This window comes from Pseudomonas sp. LAMO17WK12:I1 (assembly GCF_900177315.1).
Taxonomy (GTDB): Bacteria; Pseudomonadota; Gammaproteobacteria; order Pseudomonadales; family Pseudomonadaceae; genus Aquipseudomonas; species Aquipseudomonas marginalis.
Genome location: NZ_FWZV01000002.1, coordinates 236,472 through 250,703 on the forward strand (window position 1 = coordinate 236,472; position 14,232 = coordinate 250,703).

11 protein-coding genes and 1 pseudogene are annotated in these 14,232 nt (G+C 55.7%); 8 read left to right on the top strand and 4 right to left on the bottom strand.

Going from position 1 to position 14,232, the window contains the following annotated elements; all coding sequences use genetic code 11:
• Positions 1-28 precede the first annotated feature (28 nt).
• The 4 genes from B9N88_RS33170 (at position 29) to B9N88_RS03715 (ending at position 2,889) form a co-directional block, all read left to right on the top strand.
• Entirely contained in the window at positions 29-796 is a 768-nt protein-coding gene (locus B9N88_RS33170) for a methyl-accepting chemotaxis protein (protein WP_371263345.1), read from the top strand.
• 168 nt (positions 797-964) lie between these two features.
• Positions 965-1,087, top strand: a complete 123-nt coding sequence (locus B9N88_RS03705; RefSeq protein WP_081744357.1) for a transposase — start codon at positions 965-967, stop codon at positions 1,085-1,087.
• 161 nt (positions 1,088-1,248) lie between these two features.
• Positions 1,249-1,563 (top strand): hypothetical protein, encoded by a 315-nt coding sequence (locus tag B9N88_RS03710; RefSeq protein WP_027603362.1) that lies wholly within the window; start codon positions 1,249-1,251, stop codon positions 1,561-1,563.
• 228 nt (positions 1,564-1,791) lie between these two features.
• Positions 1,792-2,889, top strand: a complete 1,098-nt coding sequence (locus B9N88_RS03715; RefSeq protein WP_027603363.1) for a hypothetical protein — start codon at positions 1,792-1,794, stop codon at positions 2,887-2,889.
• Positions 2,890-3,050: 161 nt separating this feature from the next.
• On the opposite strand, the gene B9N88_RS03720 is transcribed toward B9N88_RS03715, so the two are convergent.
• Positions 3,051-3,407, bottom strand: coding sequence for a phage virion morphogenesis family protein (locus B9N88_RS03720; protein WP_051429285.1), 357 nt, complete (start codon positions 3,405-3,407; stop codon positions 3,051-3,053).
• A 487-nt stretch (positions 3,408-3,894) separates the two neighbouring features.
• Here B9N88_RS03720 and B9N88_RS03725 point away from each other — a divergent pair, with 487 nt between their 5' ends.
• The 4 genes and pseudogenes from B9N88_RS03725 to B9N88_RS33175 all read left to right on the top strand — a co-directional run.
• On the top strand, positions 3,895-5,457 hold the full coding sequence (locus B9N88_RS03725) for a hypothetical protein (protein WP_051429286.1): 1,563 nt from the start codon (positions 3,895-3,897) through the stop codon (positions 5,455-5,457).
• Positions 5,458-5,466: 9 nt separating this feature from the next.
• Positions 5,467-6,552 carry a caspase family protein gene (locus tag B9N88_RS03730; RefSeq protein WP_051429287.1) on the top strand — a complete coding sequence of 362 codons (1,086 nt, stop codon included), beginning with the start codon at positions 5,467-5,469 and terminating at the stop codon, positions 6,550-6,552.
• Positions 6,536-8,161: a hypothetical protein gene (locus B9N88_RS03735; RefSeq protein WP_027603364.1), complete on the top strand. Its 1,626-nt coding sequence runs from the start codon at positions 6,536-6,538 to the stop codon at positions 8,159-8,161. The genes B9N88_RS03730 and B9N88_RS03735 overlap by 17 nt, the downstream gene beginning before the upstream one ends.
• A 2,496-nt stretch (positions 8,162-10,657) precedes the next feature.
• Positions 10,658-11,179 (top strand): annotated as a pseudogene (locus B9N88_RS33175) (methyl-accepting chemotaxis protein); the annotation flags it as partial.
• A 128-nt stretch (positions 11,180-11,307) separates the two neighbouring features.
• On the opposite strand, the gene B9N88_RS03745 reads toward B9N88_RS33175, so the two are convergent.
• From B9N88_RS03745 to pnuC, 3 genes are all read right to left on the bottom strand, one after another.
• The gene (locus B9N88_RS03745) at positions 11,308-12,042 is read right to left on the bottom strand and encodes a UTRA domain-containing protein (protein WP_027603366.1); all 735 of its coding nucleotides are present in this window, start codon (positions 12,040-12,042) and stop codon (positions 11,308-11,310) included.
• Between the two features lie 81 nt (positions 12,043-12,123).
• A complete protein-coding gene (locus B9N88_RS03750; protein ID WP_027603367.1) occupies positions 12,124-13,497 on the bottom strand; it encodes an LLM class flavin-dependent oxidoreductase in 1,374 nt (457 codons plus the stop codon).
• A gap of 114 nt (positions 13,498-13,611) precedes the next feature.
• The gene (gene pnuC, locus B9N88_RS03755) at positions 13,612-14,205 is read right to left on the bottom strand and encodes a nicotinamide riboside transporter PnuC (protein ID WP_027603368.1); all 594 of its coding nucleotides are present in this window, start codon (positions 14,203-14,205) and stop codon (positions 13,612-13,614) included.
• Between the last annotated feature and the right edge of the window lie 27 nt (positions 14,206-14,232).

Consider the following 14,232-nt stretch of genomic DNA (forward strand, 5'->3'; position numbering starts at 1 on the left):
CGCCGACACTAGCGAAGTGGCCAACAACATGAACCAAGCTGCAGGTCGCCAGCGTGAAGCTGTGGAGCTGGTGAGCACTGCGTTCAACGAAATGGTCGCTACTGCCAACGAAGTCGCACGTTCTTGCAGTGCCGCCGCGACTAGTGCCGACGAAGGCTACCGTGACGTACATGACGGTCAGCAGCACATCGGCGAAGCCACCAGCAGCGTGCTCAAACTCAGCGAAGACCTGCAAAAGTCGACCCAGACCATGCAGTTACTGGAGCAGGACAGCAAGAACATCAACACCATTCTCGACACCATACGCTCGATTGCCGAGCAGACCAATTTGCTGGCTCTCAACGCAGCGATTGAAGCGGCGCGCGCCGGCGATCAAGGCCGAGGCTTCGCCGTTGTCGCCGACGAAGTCCGAGCCCTGGCTCGTCGTACAGCCGACTCCACCGGCGAGATCGACAGCTTGCTGGGCAATCTCGCCCGGCGCACACAGGAGGTCACGCAGCAGATGCAAGGCAGCCTGAAAGTGTCCCAAGCCAGCGTGGAACGCATCCAGCAGGCACGTGACAGCTTCGACAAGATCCGTGGCTCGGTGGACTTGATCCGCGACCAAAATACCCAAATTGCCACTGCCGCAGAGGAGCAGCACCAAGTGGCCGAAGAGATCAATCGGCACATTGCGCAGATCCATGCCGACGCCCAACTGGTCGAAGGCTTTGCCCAGACCTCACAGACCGGCTCGGGTCGACTGATAGAAATTTCTGGTCAGCTCAAAGGACTGGTGGGTCGTTTCAAATATTAATATCCCGACCCGATGAAGCGGTGAGCTCTCAACGCTTCACTCGGCCGATCTATACCCAGCGTCCTGCCCCCCCGGGGTGGTTCCGTAAGCGAACAGCCAACACACCTTCCGAGCACCCAAATTAAGGGCGATGGTGTCCGCCTATTTTTGCGGACGCGATAGCCCTTAATGCGCCAACGAAACTCTTACCCCAAACAGTTCAAAGCCCAGGTCGTCCAGGAATGCCTGCAACCCGGTGCTTCCATATCCAGTGTTGCCATCAGCGACGGCATCAACGCCAACGTGATCTGAAAGTGGATTCCGCCTTACCGGGATAAAACACCCGCAACACTGCCGGCGTTCGTTCCGGTAAAAAACGCACCGAAAAGGCCGAGTGAAACCCCTGCGATCGTCGAACTAACTTGTGGCGAGCATGATGTGTATGCCTAGGCGGAAATAAACAACTGGAGTCGATGGCTTCGCAGCTGACAGGCCTTGTCGCAGCCGCCGCGGTGGGTGGAGATCTGTCGAAGGGTGCAGAGATTGCGCAGTACGCGACTGCTTACAACCGACAGCTGCATTACGAAGAGCAGAAATGGCTCGAAGAAAACGCCAAAGCGTTCGCACGAGATCAGGGCATAACTGAGCAGTTGGCGATGGAACGCCTTAGCCAACAGGCGCTGAAGAACACCGATTATCTTTGGCGATCGGTTTTGAGCGATGGCGATGACGGTGAACATTCCGCCACCCAGTATTCCATAGCTGCTTCGGTGCGGAACTACCGCTAGCGTGGTAGGGATCGAGGATGGGCCGTGCTGGATCAGTCATTCCGTCATCCGGTCACGCCCTGAAAAAAACCAATGGCATTGAGCTACTACGGGTAAGATGCTGCGCTGGTGATCCAACCACGCTGTGCAGTCTCATTTGCTTTTGCTCGTCCAAATCGCCATCGCGACTCTGGGCTCTAAGAGCTGCTAAGAAGCTATTTAAATAACTATAGTTACGCAGGGGGAAATATGGGTGTAAAGGAAGACGTGGGAAGCGACGCAAATAAAGTCCCAGAGAACGGCGCGAGTAAGAAAGATAATAAAAAGCCAGAGGAAAATAGGCCTCCCTCCCCACCAGTAAATCTCACCGGGCTTCACGATTTCTTCGCATTGATTGTTGGGTACGGAATTATTTTGGTGGGTTTGTATGGGGTAATCTCTTTTACTACTCCTGCAGTATTTAATGTACTACTCGCTAATCTCTCGGGCACGCTCTGCATTATTTTGTTCGGGTTTGCGGTATTTTGTACGATTGTAAAAGCCGCTGAGCGTATTGCAGGCTCTTCATTTGTTGCGATTGATCGAAAGGCAAGGAGGGGAGCGAGTGCTTTTGGGGAGCAATTTAGCAAGCTTTCAGTAAGTTCTATTGCTAGAGGGGTTGTAGAACGATTGGGACTGCCGATTTCTCTCCTTCCAGCCGAAGTAAATGACACACTTGAACTCGTAAAGGGAGAGATACGGGAAGCAGCTGGAGAGTATAAAGTCGTAGAGCGCCAGAGAGTTTTAGGCACGGCTTTTGAAATGTATGTCTGCAGTGTAGTAGAAAGCTTGGATAAACATATCTCACTCACTGAAGAAAAAGGATCAAACCTGCTTGATAGAGGCTTGCTGTTCCTATTTGGGGGGATTCTATTTTATGTGGTAGCAATTGTAGCGTGGCAGGCTTGGGCGAAGTTTGGGCAGCCTAACGATACCGTCATGTATATTGGGATGATCGCTAGCTCGGTTGTGTTTTTGGTCTGTGAATTTTTAGCTGCTTGGTTCCTTAAACAGTACCGGCATTATGTGGACGCATCACTGGCGTGCTTGCGGGTTAAGTCTGTATATGACCGGTACTTACTTTCTTATTATGCCGTGAACGAAATGATGCCTGAGGGTGGCGGAATATCAGAAAAGCTCAATCGCGTACTCGAAGTGATCAAAGAGGACGTTATGTGGCCTGGGCATAAAGAGAATATGAGCAATGACTTTAATTACATGCTTGAGTCGATGAGCTCGGTTCACGCTTCGCTAGACAAATTTAAAGGATTATTCGAATCAAAAGCCAAATCCGCGGCCAGAGAGTAAATGATTGCTGAGAAGCCCTTCGCCAAACCATAAAACGTCGCTTAGACGGATAGGAGGTTACTATGGCGAAGGGGCTTTTCTCTCACTGAGCTACGTAACTAATCCCTATTTCACTATCGCTTTGCCCTCAGATAGGACGCAGCCTCCAAACGGGCTAACGCCTAATTGAGGATGGCCCCTTCAGCATCAGGCTGAAGGTTGCCTTCCGCATCCATTGGTAAGCACGGCCGCCCCGGAATATCTCCCCAAAGCTGCGGAAAATCAGCTTGGTCTCCACCGAACTGCATCACCGCTGCATAGGGCTTATTGCTGCCCACCAGCGCCGTGCTGTCTGTCGTTTGGGTGGAGCTCGAGGCAGCCAGCCCAGCAGCGCTGACTTGCAGTATTTTGCCCGGGCCAGTGGCCGGTTTTGGCTCGGCGTTCGGTGGTGACGTCGGAAAGCTCAGGCCACTAGAGGCGGCCCTCATGTTCGAAATTTCCTCGGTTTGGCTGGCGAGCTCGATGGCAAGGCTGTGCATCAGTGGCGTGCCTGGAGTTATCACAGGCACCTCCTGTGAGCGAAGGCAACATCCGTCTCGGCGTCCACTTCATCTGCACAGCGATAGAAACACATGCGTTCACAATAATGGTCTTCGTTCCATGACCTTGGATTTAGATCACACGTATACGATCTACCGGGCGTCCAGTACGAGGTGACGTTAGTTCAGCCTTTAAAAACTCGCCATAGGCCTGCGAAATTAATGGCCATTATGCTCAGTCTGACTCTCTTGCGCGCAGCTGACTCTCAAAGCCTTGCCCTAGAACCCTCCGTTCACGTGCTGAGTCGCCTCAAGCGTCATTGGTAATTTGATGGCAAATAGCTTGCAGAGTTTTGAGGGCAACCTACGCTGGGGTAGCCAGCCCGTTTATAAATGACCGGCAGGCTCCGAACGGGCGACTAAATCACCCTAGCTCGATCACTCGACGACCCGGATTGCGTGGAGATTCCACCGGAGGATACTTGCGATGCCTGTTCAGCCTGCAATAGCGAATCCCGACCACTATCTCGTGTCCGCCAACGGCCTTCTTGGCCAGGCGCCGCGAAGCCCGATCGACGCGGTGCAGAAAATACTATCCCAAGCCACCGCTGAAAATCCTGAAAATGGCTTGGTGATCCACTTCCATGGCGGCCTGAATGCGCGGCAATATGCCTTGGACAACATCGTTTTTCCTTTAGCAAAAACCTACGCGGATGCCGGTAGCTATCCGTTGTTCTTCGTCTGGGAGTCGGGCTTCACTGAGGCTATTTTGAACAACAAGGATGACCTGTTGCGGGATCCGGCCTTTCGTGAATTGGTGAAAAAGGTTTCCGAGTGGGTGTTGAGCAAGACGGCCATTGGCGGCATTTTCCGTTTCAAGGGCGCTGATGGTATTCAGGTCGAAGACATCGACCGCTTCCGAGAGGATTATGAGCAGTGGTTCGCAGGCGCTGATGAGCAGACGAGCCCGCCCGGAGAGAGTTCGAGCGATCTGGTAGCGCGGGAAGCGAAAACCAGGGCCGGCACGCTCAAGGAGGACCAGCTCGCTCAAGAAATCGAACAGTCTCTGGATGGCGACCCAGCCTTCAAGCGTGCCCTGGCGGAAGCTTATAACGCTTCGGTTCCGCCAGCCGATATCGTTACGAAAGGGATCGGAACCCGTAAGCCTGCCGAGATTCTGTTGCTGAGCGAGGCGGCGCTGAACGAAATGTTCCCGGCCGAAAACGGCCTCAATACGCGCGGCGTGTTCACATGGCTCGGTGTGGCCAAGTTCGTCGCCAAGTTGGTGATCACGATTGCCGGGCGCTACAGGGACGGCACCGATCATGGACTCCATTGCACTGTGGTGGAGGAGGTGCTGCGAAGCGCCTACGGCGATCTCATCGGCTCTGCCATCTGGAATCAAATGAAGACGGACACGCTGGACAGCTTTGCCGATGTTCCCGGAAGTTGTGGTCTGGCGGTGGTGAGAGAACTGAAGGCGCTGGAGGATGCCGGTAAGCGCTTCCGCAAGCTGACCTTGGTAGGGCATAGCACTGGCGCCATTTACATTTGCAACTTCCTGGACGTCGCTAAAAGTCTGGGGCTGAAGACGCCGATCCAAGTGGTGTTCTTGGCCCCAGCGGTGACTTGCGAGCGTTTCGCCAAGGCCATCGATACCCATCAGAACCTGGGGCTGAAGGATTTCCGCATGTTCGCCATGCGAGATACGCTGGAAACCCAGGATCGGATGGTCGCGCCACTTTATACCCGCAGTTTGCTGTACTTCGTTTCAGGTCTTTTGGAAGGTCGGGTGGATGAGACCGGTAACTGGAGCAGTATCAAAGGTATGCCGTTGGTTGGCATGGAACGCTTCTACGGAGGTTCGATTTATGCGCAGGCCACCGATGTAGCGAAGGTGAGGGCTTTCCTTGACGCCGTGCCTCGGCGAATAGTTTGGTCCTCAGTCAGTGGCGCTGGGAATGGTTTGAACTGCAATGCTGCGAAGCACGGAGACTTCGACAACGACCCTTCAACTTTGCAATCGGTCCAAGCCATCATCAGACAGTGAGTTCCGACCATGGCTGAGCACGATTACGCGATCCTTGTTGGCATTTCCCGCTACCGGGATGCAGGCAAGTTTCCGATGCTGGAAGGTCCGTTGAACGATGTGGAACTCATCCGGGAGTGGCTGATTTCTCCGCTGGGCGGGGCGGTTCCGTCCGCGCAAATCTTCTCACTGATTACTCCCGAGCTGGCTGTCTCGGAGGAATGGAGTCCCAACCGAGAATCCTTTGCCAAGCGCTTCAATGCGATTGCCCTTGATCAAACTACCGGGGACTTCGTTCGCCGGGAAGGGCGGCTCTATCTCTATTTCTCGGGCCATGGTTTTTCCAAGTTGACCGATCAGACAACTCGAGCGGCCTTGTATAGCGCCGACAATTTGGGGATGTTTCAGAGCAACATCGCCGGAACTCTTTATGCCGAAGCGGCCAAGCGGGCACGTCTGTTCCGTGAAGTGGTCCTGATCATGGATTGCTGCCGGGATACCGAAAGCAACGTGGATTACAGCTCGCCTGACCTAAACCTTTTCGAGCACGCTAATACGGAGGGTGTGCGGGTGTTCTCCATGTACGCCGCGCCGAAACGGGGCAAGGCGCAGGAGCGTGAGTTATCCGACAGCAATGGCAAGATAGTTGGCCTGATGACCAATGCTTTGCTACGTGCGCTGCAGGAAGCCCCTTGCGACATTGTTGGCCGGGTGCCAGGAAAGGTCCTGATGCAGTACATCGGCATGAACTGGCAGACTTGGTACCCTGAGCAGGCGCCCCCCGAGCCCCGCATTATCCCTCCGGATAATGAAGATATATTCTTTCAATCTGGTCAGGCGCTGGCGATTCAGCGCTTTCTGCTGCCCGCCGCCTCGTTGGAAAAAATCCCGCTGCGACTGACGTCGATTTCGCTTAACGCCGCGGGGATCCTGGATGGCGATGCCATCGTCTGGCAGGACGCCAATTTGAGCTGGAGGGTAAAGCTCGACGTAAGTATCTTAGGTGATGGACGCCGCGAGTTCTGTTTGGCGTTGCCAATACGAGATCATGAGCTGTTTTCGGCTACCTCTCGCTGTACTTTCGTTCCGGGAGAACAAGATGCCGTCATCATCTGATCACGCACGATTAGCCTACAGCGAAACAAGCAGCGAGCTGTTTGATCAGAGCCTGTTCGTCTCGGTCAAAGTTCCAGCCACCTTCGCGACAGAGGATGGGGCTGCAGAGCTCTATCTGGTAGATAGTACCTATGCTCTGATTGCTCAAGGTGTCGGCAGGCTCGATGTCGATCTGGTCCCTGGCCAATACTACGTGCGACAGCGGGTAGGGGATACGGAAAACATGCAGGTGTGCCAGGTCTTGGCCGAGCAATCTAACAACTTCAGCCTACTGCGACTAGATTTTGCCACACCGATTCCGCTACCTGATTCTACCTTGGCCAAAGGCACCGGGCTGGAACACCGCCTGCTGGATACCCAGAAGGGTAACTTCCACCTGTTGCTCTGGGCACCGATATCAGGACCAGTACCTGCCAGCACCCTAAAACAGGCCTTGGAGTCATTGAGTCTGGAAACCTTCGATGGGCAATTGCACGTCGACCTAGCGGCTGAGATTAATGAGCAAAGTGTGTGGGTTACCCTCAATCTCCAGCCTGGCAACTATGTACTTGTACAAAGGATGACACCGGGCAGCCAACGTTGTCTGCCGCTACGTGTCTCGGCGGGGATGGTGACCTCGGTCTACCTTGTGCTGCTGCGGGATGACTGTGGTCGGGAGATTCCCCTGAACCTCCTGCATGCGGCAATAACGTTGCTCCCTTCATCGATGAGCTCGAGTGATATGGTCGGCTCGTTGCGCCGTCTCGAAGCTGCTCGGAAGGCATTGGCGTTGGGACGGCATATATCCGGATGGTCCGCTTGGAACATGGCCGCTGGTGCCAAGAACCCATTGCTAGTCTTGATCGATGATGATCTAGCGGGTGTTTCGGTGCTTTTCGACGATGTTCTAGGGGACGCCGAACTGATGGCGCTCAATATTGCTAGCGGGCTGCCGCTGCCTCACGTACTGACTGGGCCACCATTATTACGTCGGAGCTGGAGCCGGTTGCTACAGATGCCATCCGGAAATGCCGCGCTGCTTGCGCTGTTTCCCTTCGACTATAAGGTTGAAGACTCAAATGCCTGGTTCATATGGCGCGAAGCGCCAGGAGCGCGGACGCCCCAGGCACCAATCAAATCGGTTGCTACCGGCAAAACGGCTCCGGGCATCTTTAGCATCCTGGCGGGGTTAGTGTCGGTTTTTTCCAGACGTTACAAATTCGACAAACAACCTGAGCCAGATGATGTAGCGGGGGACGCTCCGACCTACGAGGATCTGGTTCAGTTGTTCACCGGGCTGATTGAAAGCCCGATGGCTCGTGATCTGCTAAGAAAGACCTATCGGACGTTGGAAAGTCAGGTCGAAGGAGAAAAAGACCCTGCGGTGCAACGCATGTTCAGCACGTTGGAAACCATGACGGATAAAACATTGCTGAAAGCGATGGGGGCCGAAAATTTGGTCCGCTCAGCGTTGAATAGCCTCGATCTGCCCAAGGAGCGCTGCGTTGAACATGCCCGATCACTTTTTTGGCTATTGCAGCAGCAACTGAGTGAGGAGGACCGCAAATTTACTGCCGAGTTAATCGGAGCGGCGGGGCACTGGCTTTGGAGGCGATCCACCGCAGGATGACCTACCAGACCAGTTGGACCGCTTGGATTGACGGCCAGCTTGACTACCGGAACACTCTGTTCGCGTCTGACGTGATAGCGCGATACGTTGCGGATAATCCGGCCACTATCCACCGCGCCATTTAGTACGAGCGGACATTATGGAGGTGAGTTTGGTCGTCTGTTAGCCCAACGGTAGCAGTGCATTTCCTATGCTGTGTGTTCGCATCCGCAATTAGACGAGTCCCAGAGAGGTCAAGAATATAATCGTTCGTCCAAGGGCGATCATCCGTACTGGCATCTCGTGTTAGTTTTAGAGGAAGGCTGAAACTTCCTTATGTGGGATATATATCCGAGCGGCCATTGATCCCGAGCAGGAGAGGGCGCCAGGACGTCTTTTCATGGTCGACCAGCCAGAAAAGCTGCCTGCAGCGGCCGATTCTTCGGTTGTGAAAAGTTGACTGGAGCTGGGAGGACGTTTTTTCCGCTGGTAATCTTTCGTTGATCCTGCGCCATTGCCACCGCGGGTTTGATGATCGCTTGTCTGATTGGCTATGGCTAGAATCCAATAACGTACCCTGGAAGCATTCGTTCTTGGCTCTTGATGCCCCCAAAAAACAAGTCCAGAATCAAGTCTTTTCCTGCTTCGTCATGAAAAGAAACCCCTTATATTTCAATGAGTCGGACACCAGATACGAGTCTCGTTTCCCGCTCCAAATATAGCGCTGCAGAGTTCCATTGAATTCTGCAAGCGATTGAAATCAGGACCTTCGGGTCCTTTTTTCGTTCCGGCGGGAACCCCTGAAATCCAGCACCATCCAGTGTTTTTAAGTCCTGAATGAGAGTCTTGAGTTCGGACGCACACTGAATCGGTTTACGTCGCTCTGTGCGTAATGCGGTAGAGCACACGGACTTTGATCGGCAACGCGATCATAACCTCTACCGCATCTGGAACCGGTTGTGTTCAGGGTCGTATTTCCCGCCACCTCTACGGGAAAGCGCATTCCAAAAGACAACGGCAAGGAGCGAACAGGACTACTCGGTTCGCAGATGCGGCCCGCGAGGCTCTGCCGAAGCATCTGACCACTGGGCTAAAGGCTCTCTCCCGGACACCAAAAGCTCGTAAATGCCCGGCCTAAGATGATTTCGTCAATACGTGTCTACCGCACGGTTACCCATACGCTCTCTGCCTTGGTACCTGCTGCCTAACTCGCGAGGCCCACTGTGAAGCATGCGCACGGCCATGATAGCCATGAGCTATCATGGCCGTGCGTATTACTCACTAGATGACCATTCTGCGTCTACGTATCGTAGAGGCATTAAGCGTGATGGGCCGGTAGCACCGTTCGCGTCTTCCAAATCAACACAGGCCTGTACAGGTCATGTTTCCGAGATTTCCATGAAGAAAACGCTTTCGTTGGCCACACGCATAGGGCTTAGTTTCGCGGCCATCCTGGCGCTGCTCATATTGATAACCACCATCGGCATTCACCGCGTTGCGTTCATTGACTCCACCTTGGGCGACGTAAGCGAAAATGCCGCAAAGGTGCAGCGCTACGCAATCAATTTCCGAGGCAGTGTCCATAACCGTGCCATCGCTATTCGGGATGCCGTGCTGGTAACGACTGATTTGGATTTGGCAAAACACTTATCGGAAGTCTCAGCCTTGGAAAAGGCCTACTCTGACTCGGCAGCTCCAATGGATCAGTTGTTCAAGGGCGCAAGCGTAACTGGCGAGGAGGTTCGATTACTGAGCGCTATCAAGGACATCGAACAACAAACCCTTAACTCCACCAGGGCGGTAATCTCCCTGCGCCAGGCGGGTGACATACCAGGGGCTCAGGCGCTGCTGATGCGTCAAACGTCTTTGGATTACAGTGAGTGGCTCAAGCGCGTCAATGCATTGATCGACTACGAGGAAATATCAATCAAGGCGAAGTTGGGCGCAGTGCAGGCAACCGCCAGCCAGTTCAGTACGCTGATGCTTATCGCGACAGGTATTGCCCTGCTGCTGAGCATCACGTTGTCGGCCGTACTTATTCGCTTTGTTAAATCCACGCTGGGTGCTGAGCCCACAGACGTTGCATTGGCCATCGAGCGACTGGCAGCTGGTGATCTGAATCAAACGATTTCCACAGAGTATCCCGGCAGTGTCATGGGCGTCCTGAAAGACACGCTGGGCCATCTCGCAGAGACCATTCGTCAAGTACGCAAGGCGGCCCAAGAAGTCAATTACTCGGCCACCCAGTTGTCTGCCGCATCATCGGCTAATAATGAGCAGACCAGCTTGCAAAACCGCGAAGCCGAGCAGGTAGCCGCAGCCATCATGCAAATGGCGGCGACGGTTAATGAAGTATCCGGGTATGCCGCGCAGGCAGCTGATGCCTCCCGGTTGGCTGATACTGACGTGGGAAGTGGGAACAAATTGGTTGCAAGCACCACGGTTGCTATCGAACAGCTGGCATTAACCCTCGAGCAAACGACTGCTACCGTGAACCAGGTCTCCAAACATAGTGAAAATATTGCGTCAGTGATCGACGTAATCAACTCCATCGCCTCGCAAACCAATTTGCTTGCTTTGAACGCAGCTATCGAGGCTGCTAGAGCTGGCGAGCACGGACGTGGATTTGCGGTGGTAGCGGACGAAGTACGTTCCTTGGCCAACCGGACACAGCAGTCGACCGAAGAAATTCGAGAGATGATCAGTACGTTGCAATCGGGTACCGAAACAGCATCTCAAACCATGCGCGATAGTTGTGAGCTGGCGAGCCAAACGGTCACACAAACGCGCAGTGCGCAGGAGGCGTTGGCGAGGATCAGTGAGCAGGTGGCCGCTATCAGTCATATGAACGCCCAGATCGCGAGTGCCTCCGTGCAGCAGAGTAGCGTGACCGACGAGGTCGCTGAAAACATCAACCGCATTCATGGCTCGACGGTTGAGTCGGCCAATGGCGCGCGCCAAGTGGCAGCAGCCAGCATCGAGCTATCAGATTTAGCGGATCGTCTTACCGCTAAAGTGGCGTTCTTCTCTGCGGCTTAGTGGATTCAGGACAGCTTTTCACAGCCGGACTGACGTTTATGCGCGACCGCTGGGCTACTCAGCAGGATGCTTCGACAAGAAGTGATAAATATCAACTGCACTGGACTTGTCAGCGACGTGTTGACGTCTCAGTGAGTTCCCGGGTACCGAGTCTCCATCACAATCGACAACGCATCCGGGCGCCAGAATTCCTGGTCGAATTCCACCGGCCGGTTGTCCTCACCGAAATTCAAACGCTCCAGGTACACACTGGTGGAACCCGGCGACAGTTGTAGCAGCTCGGCCTGTTCTTCATTCACCGTGCCGATGTGCATCTCCAGCTCGCAACGGGATTGCACCCGTGCAAACCGCTCGCGCAGCAGTTGGGTCAGCGAGGTATTGAGGTCGGCTTCCAGCAGGCCTGGGCACCAGCTGGCCAGCAGCGCGTTGAATTCCAGCAGCACCGGGCGACGATCGATCCAGCGGCGGCGTTGCAGGAAAAACACCGGTTCATCCACCGAAGCCAAACCCATGCGCTTGGCCAGCCACGGGCCAGCCGGGCGCAGTTCGGCGTGCAGGCACTCGGTGCGCGGTGTGCGACCCTGGGCACTGACGTAATCCATAAAACCGCTGATGCGCGTCGGGTCGTAGCGGATGCGCTGCGGGCTGACAAACCAGCCCCGGCGATTTTCCCGATACACCAGGCCCTCTGCTTCCAGTTGCTGCAGGGCCTGGCGCAAGGTGACGCGGGTGCAGCCGAAGCGTTCGATCATGTCCCGCTCGGAGGGGAATTTCTCGTCGGCCTGGGGCCTGCCTGCGGCGATGTCGTTGGCGATCTGTTCGCGGATACGCTGGTAGTGCGGGGAAATAGGGTCGAAAGGCATCCTGGGGTTCCGTGTGCAGGCATGGCGTGGGGGTGACTCTACCGTTCCTGTTGGCGCAGGTCACCTGGTCCCACGCAGGCTTCAGGCAAAGCGGAACGAAGCGCCATGGGCCGAGCTTGGCAGGCGATCGCTGCCATCGACGCTGAGGCGCGAGCGCAGTGTGCCGCTTTGCGCGTTGGTGCGGTACAGCCCGCGTTTTTGCAGGGCCGGGATCACCAGTTCGACGAAGTCATTCAACGAACCTGGGCTGATCAGCGGGTTGAGCATGTAGCCGCTGGTGCCGGAGATGCGTGCGTGCTCCTCGATCTTTTCTGCGATCTGCTCCGGGGTGCCCACCAGGATCAGGTCGCTGCCACGGGTGACATTGGCAAAGCGTTGGCGCACCTCGCCTGCGGTCAACGGTTTGCCGCTGCCATCGGGTCGCATCACGTAGGAGGTCATGCCTTCGGTGTGGGTCGACAGCGCTTCGTTGTCGGCGTAGCGGTTGATGTCGATGCCGGTGTCGCCGGCATAGCTCACCAACTGTGCTTGCAGGTGATAGTTGCTTTGCAGGGTGTCGTATTTTTTCTGTGCCTCGATGGCGGTGGGAGCGGTGACGATGCGCAGCACGGTCAGCGACTTCACATCGGCGGCCTGACGGCCACGGGCTTCGGCCTGGCGCCAGATATCTTCAAGGCCCTCGCGGATATCCAGCGGGTTGGACTTGGCGATAAACACCAGTTCCGCGTGCTTGGCCGCGAACTCCCGGCCCCGTGCCGACCAGCCGGCCTGGATCAGCAACGGCGTGCGCTGTGGCGACGGCGAGCTGAGGTGCGGGCCGGCGACGCGGTAATGTTCACCCGCGTGCTGGATCGGGCGCACCCGCGCGCCATTGGCGTAGGTCTGCGAACGTTTGTCGGCAACCACGGCGTCATCCGCCCAGCTGCCTTCCCAGAGCTTGTAGACCACCTCCAGGAATTCTTCGGCGCGCTCATAGCGGTCATCGTGCTTGATCATCTGCTCCAGGCCGAAATTGCGCGCGGCGCTGGACAGATACGAGGTGACGATGTTCCAGCCGATGCGCCCATCGGACAAATGATCAAGCGTACTGAAGCGTCGGGCGTGGGTGAACGGGTGCTCGTAGCTGGTGGTGACGGTGACGCCAAACGCGAGTTTGTCGGTGAGGGCCACCAGCGCCGGAATGATCGTCAGCGGGTCGTTGGCGGGGGCTTCGACGGCCCATTTCAATGCCATCGCTTCAGAGCCGCCAAATACGTCGTAAAAGCCCAGCACATCGCCGAAGAACATCAGGTCCAGGTTAGCTTCATCCGCCGTGCGGGCCAGGTTCGACCAGTATTTGAGGGTGTTGATGTTCAGCCGTTCATCCGCCGGGTGGGTCCACAGGCTGGGCGCGCCGCCGCAGCCGACACTGGCTTGTTCATAAAGGCCGAATAACAGCGGGGTGGGATCGGACATGGTGCTTCCTGCAGGAAAAAAGGTTGGGGGACACGCGGGGGCAGGTCTGCTGCCTAAGAACAGCCGGGCGTTTGTTTATATTTAAACGTGATAAATGCTTTGTGTTTAATGATATTAAACGCTGTTAGCCGACACTTTGGTTATATGCTCCTGCTGCTGCAGGTCACGTTGCCAGGCACGCAAACCGTAGGCGGCCAGCAGCTCAAAACCGGCATACAGCGCAGCGGTCAGTTGCAGGTCCTTGTACAGGAACAAGCCCACATAGGCCGCGTCCAGCACGATCCACAGCCACCAACTGACCACGTACTTGCGCGCCGCCCATAGGCTGGCGACCAGGCTGAAGGCCGTGAGCAGCGAATCCAGCCAGGGCAGGGCGGCGTCGGTGAAGTGGTGCATCACCGCACCCAGGGCCACGGCTCCGATCACGCCCGCGAGCACGTGCCGCCACGCTTCCTGAAGCGGCAGGCGTTCCACCCGCACCTTGCCGGCATTAACGCGGCCGGTGCTCCAGCGCCACCATCCATAGCCTTGCAGCACGGCAAAGACCAGTTGCAGGAGCATGTCCGAATACAGCTTCACATCGAAGAAGATCCAGGCATACAACAACACCGCGACCACGCTGACGGGCCAGCACCAGCGCACCCGTTGTGCGGTGAGCCAGACCCCGGCGATGTTGAAGAGTACGGCGACGATTTCGAGTGGCGACATAGGGTTCTCTCAAAAACCAATTTTCCA